19 protein-coding genes are annotated in these 20,924 nt (G+C 66.2%); 10 read left to right on the top strand and 9 right to left on the bottom strand.

Annotation, left to right across the window (positions count from 1 at the left end):
- The first annotated feature begins 26 nt into the window (after positions 1 to 26).
- The 4 genes from ABFO07_RS27525 to ABFO07_RS27510 all read left to right on the top strand — a co-directional run bounded on the left by ABFO07_RS27525 (position 27) and on the right by ABFO07_RS27510 (position 4,726).
- Complete coding sequence (locus ABFO07_RS27525) at positions 27 to 926, top strand: MBL fold metallo-hydrolase (protein WP_059883507.1); 900 nt, start codon at positions 27 to 29, stop codon at positions 924 to 926.
- Positions 927 to 933: 7 nt separating this feature from the next.
- On the top strand, positions 934 to 1,932 hold the full coding sequence (locus ABFO07_RS27520; RefSeq protein WP_063888816.1) for a DUF3291 domain-containing protein: 999 nt from the start codon (positions 934 to 936) through the stop codon (positions 1,930 to 1,932).
- On the top strand, positions 1,925 to 3,466 hold the full coding sequence (locus tag ABFO07_RS27515; protein ID WP_347468941.1) for a pyridoxal phosphate-dependent decarboxylase family protein: 1,542 nt from the start codon (positions 1,925 to 1,927) through the stop codon (positions 3,464 to 3,466). The genes ABFO07_RS27520 and ABFO07_RS27515 overlap by 8 nt, the downstream gene beginning before the upstream one ends.
- Positions 3,467 to 3,976: 510 nt before the next feature.
- Positions 3,977 to 4,726, top strand: a complete 750-nt coding sequence (locus tag ABFO07_RS27510; protein ID WP_322243843.1) for a helix-turn-helix transcriptional regulator — start codon at positions 3,977 to 3,979, stop codon at positions 4,724 to 4,726.
- 249 nt (positions 4,727 to 4,975) lie between these two features.
- Here ABFO07_RS27510 and glmS read toward each other — a convergent pair whose 3' ends face one another.
- Entirely contained in the window at positions 4,976 to 6,805 is a 1,830-nt protein-coding gene (gene glmS, locus ABFO07_RS27505; RefSeq protein ID WP_347468939.1) for a glutamine--fructose-6-phosphate transaminase (isomerizing), read from the bottom strand.
- A 156-nt stretch (positions 6,806 to 6,961) separates the two neighbouring features.
- On the opposite strand from glmS, the gene ABFO07_RS27500 reads away from it, so the two are divergent.
- Entirely contained in the window at positions 6,962 to 7,453 is a 492-nt protein-coding gene (locus tag ABFO07_RS27500) for an Lrp/AsnC family transcriptional regulator (protein ID WP_059890141.1), read from the top strand.
- A gap of 6 nt (positions 7,454 to 7,459) precedes the next feature.
- Here ABFO07_RS27500 and panB read toward each other — a convergent pair whose 3' ends face one another.
- Positions 7,460 to 8,326, bottom strand: coding sequence for a 3-methyl-2-oxobutanoate hydroxymethyltransferase (gene panB, locus ABFO07_RS27495; RefSeq protein ID WP_347468938.1), 867 nt, complete (start codon positions 8,324 to 8,326; stop codon positions 7,460 to 7,462).
- A 77-nt stretch (positions 8,327 to 8,403) separates the two neighbouring features.
- On the opposite strand from panB, the gene ABFO07_RS27490 reads away from it, so the two are divergent.
- Positions 8,404 to 9,231 (top strand): AraC family transcriptional regulator, encoded by an 828-nt coding sequence (locus tag ABFO07_RS27490; RefSeq protein WP_059564171.1) that lies wholly within the window; start codon positions 8,404 to 8,406, stop codon positions 9,229 to 9,231.
- A gap of 16 nt (positions 9,232 to 9,247) precedes the next feature.
- Here the strand turns inward: ABFO07_RS27490 and ABFO07_RS27485 are convergent, their stop codons facing one another.
- Together ABFO07_RS27485 and ABFO07_RS27480 are read right to left on the bottom strand one after the other, a co-directional pair.
- Positions 9,248 to 9,772 (bottom strand): methylated-DNA--[protein]-cysteine S-methyltransferase, encoded by a 525-nt coding sequence (locus tag ABFO07_RS27485; RefSeq protein WP_347468937.1) that lies wholly within the window; start codon positions 9,770 to 9,772, stop codon positions 9,248 to 9,250.
- A gap of 193 nt (positions 9,773 to 9,965) precedes the next feature.
- Positions 9,966 to 10,130, bottom strand: a complete 165-nt coding sequence (locus tag ABFO07_RS27480; RefSeq protein ID WP_155628620.1) for a hypothetical protein — start codon at positions 10,128 to 10,130, stop codon at positions 9,966 to 9,968.
- Here ABFO07_RS27480 and ABFO07_RS27475 point away from each other — a divergent pair.
- The gene (locus ABFO07_RS27475) at positions 10,129 to 11,418 is read left to right on the top strand and encodes an MFS transporter (RefSeq protein WP_059564169.1); all 1,290 of its coding nucleotides are present in this window, start codon (positions 10,129 to 10,131) and stop codon (positions 11,416 to 11,418) included. The two genes, ABFO07_RS27480 and ABFO07_RS27475, sit on opposite strands and share 2 nt — an antisense overlap.
- Before the next feature lie 52 nt (positions 11,419 to 11,470).
- Here the strand turns inward: ABFO07_RS27475 and ABFO07_RS27470 are convergent, their stop codons facing one another.
- Positions 11,471 to 12,463: a LacI family DNA-binding transcriptional regulator gene (locus tag ABFO07_RS27470; RefSeq protein WP_230942051.1), complete on the bottom strand. Its 993-nt coding sequence runs from the start codon at positions 12,461 to 12,463 to the stop codon at positions 11,471 to 11,473.
- Between the two features lie 182 nt (positions 12,464 to 12,645).
- Here ABFO07_RS27470 and ABFO07_RS27465 point away from each other — a divergent pair, with 182 nt between their 5' ends.
- Positions 12,646 to 13,479: an NAD-dependent epimerase/dehydratase family protein gene (locus ABFO07_RS27465; protein WP_059564167.1), complete on the top strand. Its 834-nt coding sequence runs from the start codon at positions 12,646 to 12,648 to the stop codon at positions 13,477 to 13,479.
- 109 nt (positions 13,480 to 13,588) lie between these two features.
- Here ABFO07_RS27465 and ABFO07_RS27460 read toward each other — a convergent pair whose 3' ends face one another.
- Positions 13,589 to 14,500, bottom strand: a complete 912-nt coding sequence (locus tag ABFO07_RS27460; protein WP_059564166.1) for a LysR family transcriptional regulator — start codon at positions 14,498 to 14,500, stop codon at positions 13,589 to 13,591.
- A 103-nt stretch (positions 14,501 to 14,603) separates the two neighbouring features.
- Here ABFO07_RS27460 and ABFO07_RS27455 point away from each other — a divergent pair, with 103 nt between their 5' ends.
- Positions 14,604 to 15,338, top strand: a complete 735-nt coding sequence (locus ABFO07_RS27455) for an SDR family oxidoreductase (protein WP_347468935.1) — start codon at positions 14,604 to 14,606, stop codon at positions 15,336 to 15,338.
- A gap of 34 nt (positions 15,339 to 15,372) precedes the next feature.
- Here ABFO07_RS27455 and ABFO07_RS27450 read toward each other — a convergent pair whose 3' ends face one another.
- Positions 15,373 to 16,047 carry a pyridoxamine 5'-phosphate oxidase family protein gene (locus ABFO07_RS27450; protein WP_059883485.1) on the bottom strand — a complete coding sequence of 225 codons (675 nt, stop codon included), beginning with the start codon at positions 16,045 to 16,047 and terminating at the stop codon, positions 15,373 to 15,375.
- 730 nt (positions 16,048 to 16,777) lie between these two features.
- Here ABFO07_RS27450 and ABFO07_RS27445 point away from each other — a divergent pair.
- A complete protein-coding gene (locus ABFO07_RS27445) occupies positions 16,778 to 17,596 on the top strand; it encodes an endo alpha-1,4 polygalactosaminidase (RefSeq protein ID WP_185642632.1) in 819 nt (272 codons plus the stop codon).
- Positions 17,597 to 17,635: 39 nt separating this feature from the next.
- On the opposite strand, the gene ABFO07_RS27440 is transcribed toward ABFO07_RS27445, so the two are convergent.
- Both ABFO07_RS27440 and ABFO07_RS27435 read right to left on the bottom strand, forming a co-directional pair.
- On the bottom strand, positions 17,636 to 19,264 hold the full coding sequence (locus tag ABFO07_RS27440; RefSeq protein ID WP_059907096.1) for an NADP-dependent glyceraldehyde-3-phosphate dehydrogenase: 1,629 nt from the start codon (positions 19,262 to 19,264) through the stop codon (positions 17,636 to 17,638).
- Positions 19,265 to 19,827: 563 nt separating this feature from the next.
- Positions 19,828 to 20,781, bottom strand: coding sequence for a LysR family transcriptional regulator (locus tag ABFO07_RS27435; RefSeq protein WP_347468934.1), 954 nt, complete (start codon positions 20,779 to 20,781; stop codon positions 19,828 to 19,830).
- Positions 20,782 to 20,924: the final 143 nt, after the last annotated feature.

Genomic DNA, 20,924 nt, shown 5'->3' with positions numbered 1-20,924 from the left:
ATTTCGCTTAATGAGAGAGCCTTCAAATGACCGGTTTCAAGGAGCCTGAAATCAATGTGGTGACCTGCACCTCCGGTGCGCGCACCTTTCTCACCAACGCGTTCCTGGTCGAACTGCCGAACGGTGTCGTGGCCATCGACGCCATGATGACCGTATCGGATGCGCGCCAGGTGCGTGACCGGCTCGATGCGCTGCGCAAACCCTTGCTCGCGGTGCTGATCACGCACGGGCATCCCGATCACTACAACGGTGTCGGCGAGCTGATCCGCGGTCTCGACGATGTGCCGATCATCGCCACGCAGGGCGTCGACGAGGCGATGCGCCGTACCGACGATGCCAAGGCCGTCAAGTGGCAGCCGGTGTTCGGCGACGATTGGCCGGCACGACGCACGTTCCCGAATCGCCTCGTGCACGACGGCGACGTGCTGCATTTCGATGGCGTGCCGTTCGAGGCCAGGGAGTTCGGCCCGGGCGAATCGAACTGGGATCTCGTCTGGATCGTGGGACGCCACCCGCGTGTCGCCTTCGTCGGCGACATGGTTTTCAACGACGTCCATTCCTTCATGAACGACGGCCATACGGCGGACTGGCTGCGCAGCCTCGACGCGCTCGAACGCCTGTCCGGCGACATCGCACTGTTCTACACGGGGCACGGGCAGGCGGGCAGGCCGCTCGACATGATTGCCGCGCAGCGTGCCTATATCGAATGCTATCGCGCGGCGGTGGCCCGGCTCGCCAACGGCAATCGCAGCCTGGACGATGCAGGGAAGGCCGAGCTGGAGGCCATCATGAAGCGCTTCCTGCCCACGTCCGACCTCGACGTCTTCATCAAGGCCGGGGCTGATGCCGTCGCAGCCGAACTGGCGTTGCAGGTATCGGGCCAGGCCATTTCCGCCGGCCAGCAGGCTCACTTCGAAGCGAGATGAGGCAACCATGACAGATAACGCTTACCATTTGGCTCAACTGAGTATTTCGCACGCGCGCGCGCCGCTGGACACGCCGCTGATGCAGGGCTTCGTTACGCAATTGAAGGACATCAACGCACTGGCCGAGCGCTCGCCGGGCTTCGTCTGGCGGTTGCAGACATCCGAGGGCGATGCCACCGGAATTCGCGGGTTCGACGATCCGTTGATGCTGTTGAATATGTCGTTGTGGGAATCGGTCGATAGCCTGCGGCGTTTCGTTTACCAAAGCGGTCACGGCGTACCGTTCAGGAACGCCGCCGAGTGGTTTCATCGTCTTGACGGGCCCACGACGGCATTGTGGTGGGTTCCCAAGGGCTACATTCCGACGCTCGCGGACGGGCTGGCCCGCCTGCGGCATATTCAGCGTCATGGGCCGACGCCGGTGGCGTTCGGCTTCAGGGATCGTTTCGTTCCAGAGATCCTGCCGCTCGATGCCGACTACGATGCCGCCGTGCCGGATCAGTCCTCCGGGGCGGGGCGTTCGCCCCTGGTCGCGCGATGCGAGGGCGAGGTGGTCGGCTTCCATCGCGACCTCGAACGCTGGCTGCGCGGGGACGTCGACGATGCCGCCGCGGCGGTGGCGCGGTTTCGATCGTCATTCGCCGCCGACAGCGTGCTCATTGCCCCGAGCGGCCGGGTCGAGACCGCAGCGAGCCTGAGCGAACGCTTGTCGCGGGCGCGCGGCGCGTTTCCCGACATTCGGGTCTGGACTGACCAATTCGCGACCGTGTGGGAAACCGAGGATGTGGCTCTGGTCAAGTATCGCGAGTGGCGCAGCTTTCTCGGCGAGACCACCGGGCGGATGTCGAGCGTGTTGTTTCGCAACGAACCCGCCGCGCCTGGCGGCGTCACATGGGATCACATGCACGAGACCTGGCTGGAGGGGCATGGGCCGTCCGAGCAGCCCATCGGTCCCAGTCGCGTGACGGCGGAGCTGTCGCGCTTGCAGGAGAAAGACCTTGCCTGATGCGCGCGAGGTGCAGCCCGTTGACGGAGTGCAATCTCCTGGTCCGCGTCGCGCTGCTGCGCGTATCGAGCCCGACGCATTCCGCGAACTGGGCCACACCCTCGTCGATCGTCTGGCCGACTTCATGGCGGGCTTGCCCGACCGGTCCGTCAAGCCGAAGCAGACGGCGCACGATATCCGGCAGTGGCTTTCCGGCGCAGCGTTTCCGGAGCAGGCCAGTCCGGCGGCGCAGGTGCTTTCGCAGGCGTGCGACATGTTGAGCGAGCATGCCGTATCGACGTCCCATCCGCGCTTCTGGGCCTATATCATGGGCGCCGCGAGCCCGATGGGCGCGCTGGCCGATTTTTTGGCGTCGGCCGTCAGCGCACCGATGACGAGCTTCGGCACCTCGGGGCTCACCGTTGCGATGGAGGCGCAGACTATCGAGTGGATGGCGCGTCTGATCGGGTATCCGGCCGATTGCGGCGGGCTGTTCGTCAGCGGCGGATCCATCGGCAACCTGGTTGCCCTGCGTCTGGCATTGCAGTCGGCGTTGGGGCCGAAGGCGCGTGCGGACGGGCTGAGCGGCGAGCATTCGGCATCGATTTGCCTCTACGCCACGGCGGATGCACACAGCAGCATCGACGCGGCCGCGCAGATGTGCGGGCTCGGCACGTCGCATATTCGTCGAATCGATGTCGACGAGCATGGCCGCATGAAGCCCGATCATCTGCAGCAAAGCATCGGCGCCGACCTGGGCGCCGGCAAGCGGCCCGTCATGGTTGTGGCCACGGCGGGAACGACGTCGCTCGGGGCGGTCGATCCACTGATCGATATCGCGCGCATCTGTCGCGACGAAAACGTGTGGTTCCACGTCGATGGCGCTTATGGCGGATTGGCCGCCGTCTCGCCCGAGGCCCCCGACGATATTCATGGTTTGCGCGAGGCCGACTCGGTCACGATCGATCCGCACAAGTGGATGTACATGCCGGCCGATGTCGGCTGCGTGCTGACGCGCGATCCCGGATTGCTATACGACACTTTTCGCGAGGGCGCGCCGTATTACGCCGAAAACGACGAGCAGCGCTTGCTGGGCGGCCCGGAACGGCTGCAGTTCCGGGATCTCGGCCCGCAGACGACGCGTGCGTTTCGAGCGCTGAAGGTCCGTCTCGGCCTGCAACTGGTCGGGCGCAGCGGCTATCGGCAGATGATTACCGACGACATCCTGCTTGCTCGCGCCCTTTACGAGCGGGTCGACGGGCACGCGGAGCTCGACGCGCTGACGCTGCATCTGAGCATCGCGACCTTCCGTTTTCGACCAGCCGGGATGGCGTCCGGTACGAAGGACGCTGAAGCGCGGCTCGAGAAATTGAATCGGCATATCCTGCACGAGCTGCATGCGGACGGCATCGCCTATCCGTCTCATACGACGATCGCCGGAAAGTTCGCGTTGCGCGTTTGTATCGTCAACTTCAACACGACACTGGCCGATATCGAGGAACTCGTCCGTCACGTCGTTCGAATCGGACGGGCCGCGGTGTTGTCGGGAGCATGACGCAGATACCGACCTTGCCCCTGTTTCACGAATCCCATAACCGAGGTAATCGGGCCGCTTGCCCCTGCCGAGCGGCGCCGCCGGTTCCGTGCGCCATGAGCATTTCCGCGCTTTTTCTGAAATAATGCGCATTAATAATTTTAAAAACGATTTTTGTATTTTCTAAATTACAATATATTAGTAATTTTTATTGCTATAACGTCGTGATGCTCGTATAGTTGGCGTCCATAAGGACGTCGAGAGATCGGGAAGCGGCCCATGCCGGAGAAGCGCCGGCAACTGAGAGATGGGCTTATCCGCCATGTGGGCAAATGGCAGATATCGCTGAACGAAATAGAAGGGCCGGATAGCGAACTGGATGTCAGGTCGTGTGTGCTCGCGCACCCCCACGAAGCGCGAAGGCACGCCCGCCGGGCCTGTGTCAGTACACTGGAACTAGATTCCGGCTATCAACCGACGTTGGTATTTGGTAAAAATCGATAACAATTGTTGGAGTGGTGCGAGGTGATCATGCAACCGGACGGCCTTCGTGCAGATTATGATCTTCATCACAGCAATAAAATAATGAAAGCGGTGCTGGAGATGAGCTGCTGCAAGCGTGTCGAGGATCTTCACCGAATACTCGCTGATATTTGCGACCTCGCGGGATTCGCGTTTTTCTGTTACCAGGATTGTCGGATTGTCGACGGAAAACCGGTAGTCGGGTGCACGCTGTTGAATTACCCCGAATCCTGGCAGCACCGTTATCGAGAGCGCCAATATCTGGCAATCGATCCGGTCGTGCAGCATGCGATGTCGTCGCTTGCACCGTTGACCTGGGGCGATCAACTCTTCGTCACCGACGCGGAACGCGAATTTCGCGAGGATCTCCGTGCGCACGGCATGGGGCTGGGCGTGTCTTTTCCCGCTCACTTTCGGCATACCGACGTGGCATGCGTGAGCTTCGTGCGCTCGGCAGCGGAGGCCGACGAGGACGTCGAACCGGTGCATGTGCCGTCCTGGGGCGCACTCGTGGCGAACCTGACGCTCGACACATCGCGCAGATTGAACGTCGTGCCGTCGGGGGCGCCCTCTCTCAGCGCGCGTGAGCTCGAAATTCTGAAATGGGTTGCCGAAGGGAAATCCAGTTGGGACATCTCGCGCATCGTGTCCCTGACCGAGCACGGTGTCGTGCATCACATCCGCAATATCATGAAGAAATTCAATGTCACCTCACGGCGACGAGCGGTAGTGATGGCGTCGAAATTAGGAATGCTTTGAAAGCCGTCCGCTGACCTGCCGCGCGACGGCGCGGAGGAGTCGAGGTCTTTTCTTCAAGGAATCGCAAGTGTCCTTGTTCTCCACTCAGGTCGGCGTCGCCTGAGAGGATCTGCTGGTGACTGCGGTCGTGAGGGCAAGCCATGGGCGCCTTTCGCCTTTAAAGCCCATTGCTGATGATGGCGGCCTCGACGTGCTGCTCTTCGCCAGGGAAGCGGGCAGCTCTGTCGCTAAGGCCCGTTGCAGCCCCCCTCACTCCACCGTCACCGACTTAGCCAGATTCCTCGGCTTATCAATATCCGTCCCCCTGGCCAACGCCGCGTGATATGCGAGCAACTGCATCGGCACCGTATGCAAAATCGGCGACAACGGCCCGTAGTACTCATTGAGCCGAATCACCTCGATCCCCTCGCTCGGCGACAACCCGCAATCCACATCGGCAAACACATACAGCCTGCCATTGCGCGCGCTGACCTCGTGCATGTTCGACCGCAGCTTCTCCAGCAGAACATCATTCGGCGCCACCGCAATCACCGGCATCTCGTTGCTGACGAGCGCCAGCGGCCCATGCTTCAGCTCCCCCGCCGGATACGCCTCCGCATGAATGTATGAAATCTCCTTCATCTTCAACGCCCCTTCCAGCGCGATCGGATAATGCATCCCGCGCCCGAGAAACAGCATGTTGTCCCGGCGCGTGAGCAGTTCCGCCCAGCCGATGATTTGCGGCTCGAGCGCGAGCACCTTCGACATCGCATCCGGCAGGTGACGCAGCGCGCGAAGATGCTGCTTCTCGTCGTCGTCGCTCAACCGCCCGCGCACCTGCGCCAACGACAGCGCGAGCAAAAACAGCGCGACGAGCTGCGTGGTGAACGCCTTGGTCGACGCCACGCCGATCTCGATGCCCGCGCGCGTCACGAACTGCAACGCGCATTCGCGCATCAGCGCGCTGGTGGCCACGTTGCAGATCGCAAGCGTGTGCAGCATGCCCATCTGCTTGGCCGCATGCACGGCGCCGAGCACGTCGGCCGTCTCGCCGCTTTGCGATACCGCGACGACGAGCGTGCGTGGGTTCGGCACGCTGTCGCGATAGCGGAACTCGCTGGCGATCTCGACGTTCGCCGGCACCTTCGCAAGACTCTCGATCCAGTACTTCGCAGTCAGCGCCGCGTGATAGCTGCCGCCGCACGCGAGCAGCAGCACCGAATCGACGTCGTTGAACACACGCCACGCGCCGTCGCCGAACAGCTCGGGCATGATCGACGTGACGTCGAGCAGCGTATCGGCCACCGCCTGCGGCTGCTCGAAGATTTCCTTCTGCATGTAGTAGCGGTAGCCCCCGAGATCCGCCGCGCCGCTATGCGCGGCGACGCGCTGCACGGGCCGCTCCACGCGCTGCCCGGCCGCATCGACGACCCAGTAGCGATGCAGCTGCACGTCGGCGACGTCGCCATTTTCCAGGTACGCGATCCGGTCGGTGATGCCCGACAGCGCGATCGCGTCGGACGCGAGGAAGTTCTCGCCTTCGCCGGCGCCGACCACGAGCGGCATGCCGTTGCGCGCGCCGACGATGCGGTGCGGCTCGTCGCGGCACATCACGGCGATCGCGTAGCTGCCGCGCAGCCGCGTGACTGCGTGCCGCACCGCGTCGAACAGGTCGCCGTCGTACAGATGGTCGATCAGGTGGGCGATCGCCTCGCTGTCGGTCTGGCTCGCGAACACGTAGCCGTGCGCCTCGAGCTCCGCGCGCAGCGCGTCGCAGTTCTCGATGATGCCGTTGTGCGACAGCGCGATGCGCGCGCGGTCGTCGCCCGGCGAGAAGTGCGGATGCGCGTTCAGCGTGACCGGTGCGCCGTGCGTCGCCCAGCGCGTATGCGCGATGCCGGTGTAGCCGGACAGCGCCTGCGCGGCGATCTCGCGCTGCAGGTTCGCGACGCGGTCGACGCTGCGCGCCCGCGCCAGCGCCCGGTCGCGGTACACGACCACGCCGCACGAATCGTAGCCGCGGTATTCGAGCCGCTTCAGGCCATCGACGAGGTTCGGCAGGATGTCCCGCTGGGCAACCGCCCCGACAATTCCACACATATCGCGCTCCGCAGAAGGTGCTGTTTCGGTCAGTGAGAGCGATGGTAGGGGCGGTGGAATGGAATTAAATTTCAAAAATCACATGATGATGAAACACACGGGTCATCGCGTATCATGTTGAAATTAAATTTCACCATAACCCGGCAGGAGGCTGCATTGGCCAGCGTGACCCTCGACGATCTCGATCTCCGCATCCTCGCGATCCTGCAGGCCGACGCGTCGGTGTCGAACCTGGAACTGGCCGAGCGCGCGCTGTCGTCGCCGCCGACCTGCCTGCGCCGGGTGCGCCGGCTGCGGGAAGCCGGTGTCATCCAGCGGCAGATCGCGATCCTCGACCGGCAGATGATCGGCTCGGCCGTCACCGCGATCATTGAGATCAGCCTCGACCGGCAGACCGCGGAAGACTACGACGCGTTCGAGCGATACGTATGCGCGGAACCGGCGGTCACGCAGTGCTATCGCGTGTCGCCGGGGCCGGATTTCGTGGTGATCGCCGATCTCGCGGACGTCGCCGACTACGACGCGTTCGCGCGGCGGCTCTTCACGGGCGCGTCGAACGTCCGCAACGTGCGGACGTTCTTCTCGACGCATCGCGCGAAGTTCGAGGCGAACGCGCCGGTCGCGCATGCGTTGCGGCGGCCGGCGTGATCGGGATCACGCCGCGCGCGCATCCTGCATCGCCGCCGCCGACACCTGCAGCGGCTTGCCGGCCGCGAAGCAATGCTGCATGTCGGGGAACGCGTTGCTGCGGACGTCGTGCGCATAGCGCGCGATCGCTTCGCGCATCACCGCGTTGATGTCCGCGTAGCGCTTCACGAAGCGGGGTGTATAGGCGTCGAAGCCGCCGATCATGTCCTCGGTCACGAGCACCTGGCCGTCGCACGCGGGCGACGCGCCGATGCCGATCGTCGGAATCGCGAGCGTGGCCGTGATGTGGCGCGCGAGCGCTTCGGCGGTGCCCTCGACGACGACGCTGAACGCGCCGGCCTGCTCGACCGCGCACGCCGCGTCGAAGATGCGGTCGGCGGTGCGCGGGTCCATCCCCTGCGCCTTGAAGCCGCCGGTCGCGTTCGCCTGCTGCGGCATCAGCCCGATATGCGCCATCACCGGCACGCCGCGTTCGGACAGGAAGCGGATCGTGTCGGCCATTTCGGCGCCGCCTTCGAGCTTCACGCCCTGCGCGCCGGTTTCGGCGAGCAGGCGCGCGGCGGAGCGGAACGCCTGCGCGGGCGATTCCTGATACGTCGCGAACGGCAGGTCGACGACGACGCAGGCCTGCCGCGCGCCGCGCACGACGGCGGCGCCGTGCGCGATCATCATGTCCAGCGTGACGCCGAGCGTGCCGGGCATCCCGTACAGCACCATGCCGACGGAATCGCCGACGATGATCACGTCCGCGACGTCGTCGACGAGCCGGGCCATCGGCGTCGAATACGCGGTCAGCGACACGAGGCTGCCGGCGCCCTTGGTGGCGCGGATCGAGGTGACGGTCTTGCGATTGGTGGTAGTGTGCGCGCTCATACACATGCCCTGTGCGGATGAAGGAGCGTCAAGGTAGCACCGCGCCCGCCCGCGCAATGGCATCAGGAGGACGTCTTATGCTGCTCGCAGGACAATCGGCCCAACCCTATGCCGTCCCGGCGGTGCCGGCGATGGCGCGGCTGCCGAGGCCGCTGTTCGTCCGCGCGTTCGAGATTCCGGGCCACGTCAGCGTCGACGCGCACAGCCATCCGTGGGCGCAGCTGATGTATGCGACGGACGGCGTGTTCGAGGTCGACACGCCTCACGGGCGGCATCTGCTGCCGCCGCACTATGCGATGTGGATTCCGCCGCATGTGCCGCACGCGGTCGCGACCCGCGACTGCGTCGCGTTTCACAGCCTGTACCTGGACGATGCGAGCGTCGGCGACGGTTTCGGCGATGCGTGCCGGATTCTTCGCATGACGCCGCTGCTGCGGGAGCTGGTGGTCGCGACGGCGGAGCTGCCGGTGAACTACGACGAAGCCGGCCCGGACGGCGCGCTCGCGTGCCTGATCGTGGACCGCATCAAGCGCCTGCAGCCGGCGCCGCTGACCGTGCCGCTGCCGCGCGATGCGCGCCTGCTGAAAATCGCCCGCGCGCTGCACGCCGATCCCGGCGATACGCGCAGCCTCGAAGACTGGGGCGATCAGGTCGGCGCGACGCGTCGCACGCTGTCGCGCCTGTTCCGGCACGACACGGGGCTGTCGTTCACCGAATGGCGGCAGGCCGTTCGCCTGCTGGCGGCATTGCCGCTGCTGGAGGCCGGTGAGGCGGTCGGCACGGTGGCGGCGCGGCTCGGCTACGACTCGACGTCGTCGTTCATCGGGCTGTTCCAGGAGAAGTTCCGGCTGACGCCCGGCGCGTTCGCGAAACAGGCGTCGCGGCGGATCGCGATCGCCAGCTGACTGCGCGCGCCGCGCGTTACAGCGCGAGCGCGAACTGGGCCGGGTGCGCCTGCCCGGAAAGGCGGCCCGCGCCTTCGAGCGCGAGCAGCGCACGCTTGCGGTCGATCCCGCCCGCATACCCCGTGAGGCTCCCCGACGCGCCGACGATGCGATGGCACGGCACGATGATCGATACCGGATTGCGGCCGACCGCGCCGCCCACCGCGCGCGCGGAACCGGCGGGCAGCCCGACGCGCTGCGTCAGCTCGCCGTAGGACACCAGCACGCCGAACGGAATCGACAGCAGTTCCTTCCACACGCGCTGCTGGAACGCGGTGCCGTGCAGCTGCATCGGCACCGAGAACGTCGTGCGCGCGCCGGCGAAATACTCGGCGATTTCTTCCCTGGCTCGTTGCGCGACGGGCGGCATCGGCTCGCCCGTCGCGATCGCCAGCGGCGGGAAATACTTCTGCCCGACGAAGAACAGGCCCGTCAGGCAGCCGCCTTCCACGCGCACGGCGATGTCGCCCAACGGGCTCGAAATCAGGTGGCCGGATGTCATTGCGCTGAGGTTCTCCATGAAGGCGCCGCCGCGGCGGCGCGGCAGGCGTCGTGTGACGAATTAAACCAGATCGCGCCCGGCTTCCGGCCGGAATCGGGCAGGGGTCGGATAAAAAACGATTAACCCATCGTCCCGCCCAGTCGTCTCTTTTGCTCGCCGCGTTTAGAGATGACTCATAGAAATCCCGCACTGGTCAGACGTCGGAATTCTCCCTATTCTTTGAAAAACGTTTTCCAAACCGATTGGCGCGGTCTGGTGCGGCGGGCGAGAACCCGCGGCGCGGCCCGCCCCGGCGCTCGTCGCCGGCAACGAACAGTGCGCGGCGCGACGAGCGATGCCGCGCATCGGAGACTTTCATGCAATCTGCTGTCGTCGGCGTTGCGCGCGCCGCCAGCCGCTACCGCTGGGCGGTCTGCGGGCTCCTGTTCTTCGCGACCGTGATCAACTACATGGACCGGCAGATCCTCGGCCTGCTGGCGCCGATGCTTCAGCACGACATCGGCTGGAACCAGATCCAGTACGGCCGCATCGTGATGGCGTTTTCCGCGTTCTATGCGATCGGCCTGCTGTGCTTCGGCCGCGTGGTGGACTGGCTCGGCACGCGCGTGTCGTATGCGATCGCGATGCTGTTCTGGAGCATCGCCGCGATGCTGCATGCAGTGGTCGGCTCGGTGACGGGCTTCGCGGTCGTGCGCGCGCTGCTCGGCATCGGCGAGGGCGGCAACTTCCCGGCCGCGATCAAGACGACGGCCGAGTGGTTCCCGCGCCGCGAGCGCGCGCTCGCCACCGGCATCTTCAACTCGGGCTCGAACATCGGCGCGGTGTTCGCGCCGGCGATCATTCCGGCGATCGCGGTCGCGTACGGCTGGCGCGCGGCATTCGTGATCATCGGCGCAATCGGCTTCGTCTGGCTCGCCGTGTGGCTCGTGTTCTACCGGAACGCCGACCCGCGCGCGCTGAGCCAGGAATTCGACGAGCCGCGCGACGAGGTCGAGGCGCTCGACGCCGCCCATGCGAACGCGGGCTCGCCCGGCTGGGGCGTGCTGATCCGCAAGCGCGAGACCTGGGCGTTCCTGATCGGCAAGTTCCTGACCGACCCCGTCTGGTGGTTCTACCTGTTCTGGCTGCCGAAATGGCTCAACGAATCGCGCGGGATGGACATGCAGCACATCGGCCTGCCGCTCGTCTGCATCTATGCGCTGACGACGGTCGGCAGCATCGGCGGCGGCTGGCTGTCGTCGACGATGCTGCGCTCCGGCTGGAGCGTGAACGCCGCGCGCAAGACCGCGATGCTGATCTGCGCGTGCTGCGTGCTGCCGATCGCGTTCGTGTCGCAGGTGCAGAGCCTGTGGGTCGCCGTGCTGATCGTCGGCCTCGCCGCCGCCGCGCACCAGGGCTGGTCGGCCAACCTGTTCACGACCGCGTCGGACATGTTCCCGCGCCGCGCGGTGGCGTCGGTGGTCGGCATCGGCGGCATGGCCGGCTCGATCGGCGGCGTGCTGTTCTCCGAGGTGATCGGCCAGGTGCTGCAGCGCACGGGCCACTACTGGGTGCTGTTCGCGATCGGCGCGCTCGCCTACCTGCTGGCGCTCGCGGTCATGCACGTGCTCACGCCGCGCATGGCGCCCGCGAAGCTCGATGCGTAATGCCGTGAACCCTGTTGCGACCCGTGCCGCCGGGGGCGGCGCACGGCGCGGCTCAGCGGGCCTCGGCCGTCGATGCGCGCACGATCAGCCGCGGCTCGAACATCGAGTAGCCGGCCTCCGCGTGGCCCGCGAGCGCGTCGATCAGCTTCTGCATCGCGAGCTCGCCCATCTTCTCGCTCTGGATGTCGACGGTGGTCAGCGCGGGCGCCGCGTATTCGCCGTACGGCACGTTGTCGATGCCCGCGACGGACACGTCCTGCGGCAGCTTGAAGCCGAGCGACGCGGCTTCCTTCATGAAGCCGAGCGCGATCAGGTCGTTGTAGCAGATCACGGCCTGCGGGCGCTGCGGCCCGAGCATCACGCGCGAGCACGCGCGTTCGCCGGCTTCGGCGGTGGGCGCATGCGCGTCGTGCACGTCGAGCGTGAGGCCTGCTTCCGCGAGGCAGTCGCGTGCGCCCTGGATGCGCTCGTCGTTGATGCGCGCCTGCCCGAAGCCGAGATAGGCGATGCGCCGATGGCCGAGGTTCAGCAGGTGGCGCGCGAGCATGTAAGTCGACAGCCGGCTGTCGATGCCGACGCCCGGGATCGGCAGGTCCGGGCTGCGCCGCAGCAGCACGAGCGGCTTGTGCAGATCGAGCATCCACTGCAGCTGCGCATCGGGCAGGCGGGAGCTGACGATCAGCCCGTCGACGCGCGGCGCGAGCGCCTCGATCAGCGCGCGCTCGCGCGCCTGGTTCTCCTCGGTGTCGACGAGCAGCAGCGTGTAGTCGTGCTGCAGCGCGACCCGGTTCGCGCCTTTCACGATGTTCGTGAAGTGCGGATTGCTGATGTCGAGGATCACGAGGCCAATGGTGCGCGTGCGCCCCGTGATCATCGAGCGCGCGAGCGGGTTCGAGCGATAGCCGAGCCTGTCGATCGCGGCCTTGAGCCGCGCCTCGACCGCCGGCGAGAAGCGCTGCGCGCCGTTCACGTACTTCGACACCGTCGCGACCGACACGCCCGCTTCGGCGGCGACGTCGCGAATCGTCGGGGAAACTTTTTTCATGCGGAGGGTAACGTTTTCTTCGCTGAGCACGGGATTGTGGCAGAAAAAGCCGGCACGCGGCCTGGTTTGAGCCGCCGTCGCCAACCACAAGCAGGGCGACGGCCTGGATCATTGACGTCGTGCCCGCATCAAACCTATAGTTGGAAAACGTTTTCCAAATCAGCCAGATTCAAGGAGACTCGATGAACGCCTCAACCACCGAAGCCGGCAAACCGTTCCGCCGCCTGCTGCTGACGGGCGCGGCCGGCAACCTCGGCTGCCAGCTGCGCGGCGCGCTCGCCGGCTGGGCCGACATCGTGCGCGTCAGCGACGTCGCGCCGCTGGGCGACGCGGCCGCGCACGAGGAAGTGCGCGGCGTCGACCTCGCGGACCGGCAAGCGGTGATGGCGCTCGTCGACGGCGTGGACGCCATCGTGCATTTCGGCGGCATTTCGGTCGACGCGCCGTTCGACGACCTGCTCGAAGCAAACATCCGCGGCACCTACAACCTGTACGAAGCGGCGCGCAAGCATGGCGTGAAGCGGATCGTGTTCGCGAGCTCGAACCACGCGATCGGGTTTCATCCGGTGACGGAGGTGCTCGACGCCGATTCGCCGCAGCGTCCGGACAGCCTGTACGGCGTGACGAAATGCTTCGGCGAGGCGCTGTCGCGCTACTACTTCGACCGCTTCGGCATCGAGACGGTGTGCGTGCGGATCGGCTCGTCGTTCGAGGCGCCGAAGAACCCGCGCATGCTCGTCACCTATCTCAGCTATCGCGACCTGATCGAGCTCGTGCGCTGCTCGCTGCTGACGAACCGTGTCGGGCACGTGGTCGTCTACGGCATGTCGGACAACCCGGTGAAGTGGTGGGACAACACCAAGGCGGGCTTCCTCGGCTTCCGCCCGCGCGACAGCTCCGAGCCGTTCGCCGGGCGCTTCCCGCTCACCGCGCCCACCGCGGACTACGACGATCCGGCGCAGCGCTACCAGGGCGGGGGCTTCGTGCTCGGCGAGCCGATGGAGCGGCGGGAATAAGTGCTTCGGAGAACGGAACGGCTTGGCGGTCCCACTCGCCGATCGCGGTTTCGATGATCGACATGCATCGTTTCACAGCCGCGGGCGGTCGACGGGGCGGCCGCTTGCTTCAAACCCCCGACGCATGAAACCCCGGCAGCTTCGGAATGCGCTCGGCCATGAACTGCAGGAACACGCGCGCCCTCAGCGGCGGGTAGCGGCGCGACGGCGTGATCAGGTGAACCGAATGCGGCGGGATCGTCCACTTGGGAAGCACCCTGACCAGCCGCCCCGCATCGATCAGGTCCTGCACGACCCACGCCGGCGCACTGCCCAGGCCGATGCCCGCGAGATAGCATTCGCGCAGCGCGACCGAGTTGTTGACGCGGTAGCGCCCGTTGGTCGGGACGACGATGGTCTCGGCGCCCTTGCTGAGTTCGAGCTGCGCGCCGACGGCGGCGCGTGCATAGCCGACGAACGGATGCCTGGGCAAGTCTTCCGGCCTGCGGATGCGCGGCGCGCGCTTCAGGTAGTCGGGCGTCGCGACCAGCACGCGCGGCGACCACGCAACATTGCGGGCCACGGCATCCGGGGGAAGGGCGTTGCCGATGCGGATCGCGGCGTCGATGCCTTCCTCGACGAGGTCGATGATGCGATCGGTCAGGTTCAGCTCGACCTCGATCTCCGGATACTGCGCCAGGAATTCGAGCACGAGCGCATTGAGGCACAGCTCGCCGAGCCCCGTCGGCGCGCTGACCGTCAGCTTGCCGACCGGCCGCTGCGCCTGGCCGCGCACGTCGGCGACGGCGTCGGCATAGGTTTCGAGCATCTGCTTGCAGCGCTCGTAAAAGCGCCGGCCCTCGTCGGTTGGCGTCAGGCTCGTGGTGGTCCGTTGCAGCAGCCGCACGCCGAGGTGCTTCTCCATCGCGGAGACGGCCTTGCTCATCGTCGGCTGACCGATCTTTTCTTCGCGGGCAACCGCCGAGAAGCTGCCCAGCTCGACGGCGCGCGTGTAGAGCCACATCGATTGAAGTGAATCCAAGTCATTCCCCTGTGGAATAGGCTGTATGCGATTTTCGCGCATTCCATCCAGGATTGGCATGACGTAACGTTGCCTCACCTTCACTTCTTTCGACAGGAACATCATGCAAGCAGCCACGCAATCGCCGCTCGGCGGCGCACACGTCGTCGTGTTCGGCGGAAGCTCGGGAATCGGCCTGGCGGCAGCGGCGGCGGCGAAAGCGCGCGGCGCCGACCTCACGCTCGTCGGCCGGACCCGTGCGAAGCTCGAAGCGGCCGCGCGAACGATCGGCGGCGCGCGCACGGCGGTGGCCGACATCGTCGACCGGCAAGCGGTCGCCGCAGTGTTCGCCGGGATGACCCGCGTCGATCATCTGGTCATTACCGCGGGCAGCTTCATTGCCGGCAAGCTGGCGGATACGGATGCCGACCAATTGCTGGCCGCGCTGCACGAGCGCATCGCCGGGCCGATCCATGCGATCAAGGCCGCGTTGCCGCTGATGCCGCCCACGGCGTCGATCGTGCTGACGAGCGGGCAGCTCGCCGATCGTCCGTCGGGGCACGGCACGTCGGTCATCGCGGCCGCGGTGCGCGGCGTCGAGGCATTCGCGCGATCGCTCGCGCTGGAACTCCGGCCGATCCGCGTCAACGTCGTGTCGCCGGGGCTCGTGGATACGCCGCTGTTCGACGCGTTCGGCGCGGACACGCGCGCCGCGCTCTTCGCCGACGCGGCCGCCACGCTGCCGGGCGGCCGGGTCGGGCACGCGGACGAAGTGGGCGAGGCGATCGCGTTCCTGCTCGGCAACCGCTATACGAATGCCGAGATCCTGCACGTCGACGGGGGCGGGCGCTTCGCCTGACGACGACGACGCACGCAGCGCGGCGCGGCGGACGTCATGCCGACGCCGTCGCGGCCTCCGCGCGCGCGTGCCACTGCCGCACGTAATCGGGCGTGCCGGCCGGCGCGGCGTCCGCGATCGGCGCCTGCGGTTGCAGCGCCAGCGGCAGCACGCCGGCCCAGACGGGCAACGCCAGGTCGGATTCGGCGTCCTCCGGGCCGCCGGTGCGGACTTTGCACGCGGCTTCCGCGAGCGCGATGCGCAGCACGGTGGTCGCCGCGAGTTCGTTGACGCTGCCGGCGCGCACTTCGCGCGAGCGCCCCGGCGCGAGGCGTTCCATGAACGTGTCGAGCGCCGCGGCCTTGGCGGGGCCCTCGACCGCTTCGAACGCGCCGTAGATCACCGCCGATCGATAGTTCATCGAATGTTCGAACGCCGAGCGCGCGAGCACGAGCCCGTCGAGGTGGGTGATCGCGACGCAGACCTGCGCGCCGGTGGCCGCCAGCTTCAGCATGCGGCTGCCGTTGGAGCCGTGGATGTACAGATGATCGCCTTCGCGCCAGCACGCGGTGGGGATGCAGTGCGCGCCGAGCTCGTCGGCGAAGGCAATGTGGCACAGGTAGGCCGCGTCGACGATCGAATCGAGCGTCGCGCGATCGTAGTGGCCGAGGTGCGCGACGCGGCGGATGCGGGTGCGCGCGGAGGGCGGGGGCGTGTCGACGGTGGTCATGGCGGGTTCCGGTGTGCTCGTTCGTGAAGCGGCACACGATAGGGCAGTCGTGGCACTATTTGTAGACCCAGGAATCACATGAATGTTGGAGCCACGACGGACCTTGGCGTGGCCCGCTGATATCGCAGTGCGTGCCGTGAAGCGCTTCAGACACGTATCGCGGCGTGCCCGATCGCGGTGGCCGTGTTCAACGACGAAGCACTGTCGACATGCCGATGTTTCCGCCATGAAACGTCACTGAAAACGCGCCCGCGCGTGCCGCGCAAATTTTCCCGAAACCGGCTTGTAAATCGGAAAATCGCCGCCTAGGATACAGCGCACAAAATCCCCAAAAACGCGACGACGCCGCCCATCGCGGCCCGCTCGCGCATCGCCGCTCAAGCGTCACGACGAGACCTTGCTCGCGACGATCGATACCGACTTCGAGCACACGTTCCTGATGTGCGATCCGTCGCCGGGCCAGTGCGACGGACCTTTCATGCCGCTTCGCCTTGCGCCGGGCAGTGCCCGTCCGGTGCGCTTTGCGCGCGGCACGCTGTGGTACGGACGATCTCCGGGGGGGCGTCACCAACGATCCTGGCAGGGATGCGCACGGGCTTCCGGTCTGAATCGGCAGCGCCGGGCTGGCGTGCGATCCGCGTCGAATCTCTCGCATAGAAACAGGTGGACCATGAACAGGAAACTGGCAATGGCGAAGGCCTATTCCGCAGCCATGCTGATCGGTGCTTGCATGGCTGTGGCGTCCCAGTCGGCATCGGCTGCCGACTGGCCGCCGACGCTCGATCCGAACCCGGCGGTGCAGCCGCCGAAATGGGACTGGCAGCTTGCCGTGCCCATCGTCGTGAATCCCGATACGACCATCCGGATCTACGACATCGACATGTTCGAGAACGAGCACAGCGGCGCGGTGCAGACGCTGCACGGCAAGGGGTACCACGTGATCTGCTACCTCGATGTCGGCTCGTGGGAGAACTGGCGCGACGATGCCGCGCAGTTCCCCACCAGCATTCTCGGCAACACCTACTCGGGCTTCCATGACGAAAGGTGGCTCGACGTCCGCGACGTCAATCCGGCGAAATCGACCACCGGCACGGCGCTCGCGACGATTCTCGGCGCCCGTTTCGACCGCGCGAAGAACATGGGATGCGACGCGATCGAGCCCGACAACATCGACGGCTACGACACGACCGCGCACGGCTCGACCGGCTTCCCGCTCACGTATGCGGACCAGATCTACTTCAACCTGTGGGTGGCGGCGCAGGTGCACGGCCGCGGGATGCTGGTCGGGCTCAAGAACGACATCAACCAGGCGCACGACGCGCAGATCTACAACGCGTTCGATTTCGTGGTGAGCGAGCAGTGCGTCCAGTACAACGAATGCGGCTTCTTCTCGAACTTCCTCGCGCTGAATAAGCCGGTGTTCGAAGCCGAGTACAAGCTCGCGCTCGCGAAGATGTGCCCCGTGGCCAAGGCGAACCGGCTCAGCTCGATCAAGAAGCGTCCGGCGCTCAATTCGAGCCGGGAGGATTGCAGCGCGTACTACCCGTGACGTACCGGCGGCGGGCCGCGCCCGCCGCCCCATCCCGCCTCAGAAAATGAAGCCGGTGTTCACGAACTTCGAATGATGATCCGACACGATCGCATCGAGCAGCTGCTTGCTGCTGTCGGTCTGCTTCGCGGCGACCATCGAGCGGATCGAGAACGCGCGCAGCGCATCGCTCACCGACAGCGTGCCTTCCGCCGAATCCTTGCGGCCCGCGAACGGGAACACGTCGGGCCCGCGCTGGCACTGGCAGTTGATGTTCACGCGGCACACCTGGTTCACGAGCGGATCGACGAGCGCGCCGATCTGCGCCGGGTCGGAACCGAAGATGCTGACCTGCTGGCCGTGGTCCGACGTCGTCACGTAGTCTAGCGCGGTATCGATGTCGTCGAACGGCGCCACCGGAATGATCGGCCCGAACTGCTCCTCGCGGTACAGCTTCATCCCCTCCGACACCGGATACACGACGGCCGGATAGAACAGCGTCTTGCTGAACACGCCGCCAGAGTCGTTCACGACCTGTGCGCCCAGCGCCTTCGCATCGTCGATCGCGTCGGTCATGTAAGCGGTGCGGTGCATGCCCGGCAGCGGCGTGATGCCGACGCCCTTCTCCCACGGCATGCCGATCTTCATCTGCGCGAGCGCGGCCGTGAAGCGCTTCAGGAATTCGTCGACGATCGAGCGGTGCACGAGCAGCATCTTCAGCGCGGTGCAGCGCTGCCCGTTGAACGACAGCGCGCCGAGCAGGCATTCCTTGACGGTCAGGTCGAGATCCGCGTCGGGCAGCACGATCGCCGCGTTCTTCGCGTCGAGCCCGAGGATCGCGCGCAGCCGGTGCGACTTCGGGTGCTGCTTCTTCAGGTGATCGGCCACCTTGCTCGACCCGATCAGCGCGAGCACGTTGATCTTGCCCGACGCGAGCATGTGCGGCACGACCACCGCGCCCGGCGCGTAGATCGTGTTGATCACGCCCTTCGGGAACGCGTCGCGGAACGCCTCGAGCAGCGGCTCGAACAGCAGCGTGCCGTACTGGGGCGGCTTGAACACGACGGTGTTGCCCATCAGCAGCGCGGGGATCAGCGTCGCGAAGGTCTCGTTCAGCGGGTAGTTGTACGGCCCCATGCACAGCACGACGCCGAGCGGCGTGCGGCGGATCTGCCCGATCGTGCCCTCGGCGATCACGAAGCGCGAGTTCGCGTTGTCGAGCTCCTTCAGCGCGTCGATCGTCTGCAGCATGTACGTGACGGTGCGGTCGAACTCCTTCTGCGAATCGGCGAGGCTCTTGCCGATCTCCCACATGATCAGGTTCACGACCAGCTCGCGCTGCGCGACCATCCGCTTGATGAAATCCTGCATGCACGCGATGCGCTGCTCGACTTTCATCGTCGGCCATTCGCCGCGACCGGCGTCGTACGCGCGCACGGCGGCGTCGAGCGCCGCGTCGCTCTCCGGCTCGCCCATCACCGGGTAGCTGCCGATCTCGAGCTGCTCGACGCTGCCGTCGGGCCGGCGCACGCACACTGGCGACAGCACGGTCTTGCTCGCGCCGTCCCACGGTTTCAGTTCGCCGTCCACGAGCGACACGCGCTGGTGGATCGGGGCGTTCAGCCGAACGTCGGCGGGGATGTCTTCGAGGGCGGGAAACAGCTGCTGCAGGGAGGCGGAATCGGGCATGACGGTCTCGCTTGACTGGGTGTCCGTGATGGACGGGCGATGCGGAATCCTGGGCTGGACGATCCTCGATCCTGAATCGCCATCATGACGCGCGCGCGACCAGGCGTCACGCGCAGTGCCGGCGAAACCGGAATGGAACCAGTTCCATTAAACCGGAACGCCGGACCGAATGCAATCGCCGGAACGGGGGGCCCGACTCCGGGCAGTCACGCAGCTGTGCTCCTGAAGGCACGTGCCGCCATCCGCGACTTTCGATCTATCGTGCAGCCGGCGCCCGGCTCAAGGCGGTCTTGACGAGGGGGATCGCACGACGTGGCGGAATCGGACCGGGTCGGGTGCGCCGATGTCTGTCGCAAACGTTTTACTTTGCGCGGATTAGGCAGATAATCGACACGCGCGACAGCGCCAACAATAACGACGCGGACCTGAGAGCTTACGAGGATCAAGCATAAAAACATCCGCCACGATGCCCGTACCGGGTCTGGCGGGCCGGTGCGCCGGGCCGGAGCGATCCGGTCCGGCGCGTGCCGGACGCGCGGCGATGGCGGCGGCCCGCCCGCCTGTCACTCGACGTCGTCGTCGTCGATGTATCCGTTCCCGTCTTCCAACCCGTCCCGCCCCGGCGCCGCATACGCGCTCGCCTGCTCCAGCAGCCACGCCCTGAACAGCTCCAGTGGCTTGCTGTGGCTGAATTCCGTCGGATACACGAGGTAGTACGCGGAATCCTCGGCCGTCGCCGCGTCGAACGGCACCACCAGGCCGAGCTGCTGCAACTGTCCCTCGACGAAAAATTTCGGCACGAGCGCGATGCCGAGCCCGGCCGTGGCCGCGCTGATCAGCATCGTATGCAGCTCGTAGCGCACGCCCTGCATCGTGCGGGTGTCCTCCACGCCGAGCGTCTCGAACCATTGCGCCCATGCGCCGGGGCGCGTCGTCGAGTGCAGCAGCGGATACGCGAGCAGGTCCTGCACGTGCTTCACCGGCCCGTCGAGCAGCGCCGGCGAGCAGATCGGCACGACTTCCTCGCCGAACAGGTAATCGGACGACGTGCCGGGCCAGGTCGGCTTGCCGTAATGGATCGCCGCCTCGAAGTGGGTGTCCTCGAACGAGAACTGGTCGGTGCGGCTGCCCATGTTGACGCGCACGTCGGGCGTGCGGTCGTAGAAGTTCTTGATGCGCGGGATCAGCCAGTGCGACGCGAAGGTCGGCAGCACCGCGAGCTCCAGGTAACCGCCGCCGCTGCCGTGCGCGATGATCGACAGCGTGTCGCGGTCGAGCGTTTCGAGCGCGCGCCGCACCTGCGTGCCGTACAGCTTGCCGGCGCGCGTCAGCACCACGCGCTGCTTCACGCGCGCGAACAGCCGCACGCCGAGGCTCGCTTCGAGCGTCGCGATCTGCCGCGACACCGCGCTTTCGGTCAGGAACAGCTCCTTGGCCGCGTGCGTGAAGCTCTCGTGGCGCGCGGCGGCTTCGAAGGCCACGAGCGCGCCCATGTTCGGGATCTTGAATTTGCGCATGAAGGTCGATTCGTCTGACGAACGGGCCGGCGCCGCACGGGGCAGGGCGCCCGGCACATCACCGTCGATAGTTCCAAAAACTCATTACGTGTCAATTTAATCTCGCTTTACGCCGGTCTGCAACCCTTTGAATAATGCATCCC

It is taken from the genome of Burkholderia stagnalis (assembly GCF_039848545.1).
GTDB lineage: Bacteria > Pseudomonadota > Gammaproteobacteria > Burkholderiales > Burkholderiaceae > Burkholderia > Burkholderia stagnalis.
The sequence above is the reverse complement of the archived record's forward strand: the minus strand, read 5'-3'. Positions and strand labels throughout refer to the sequence as shown.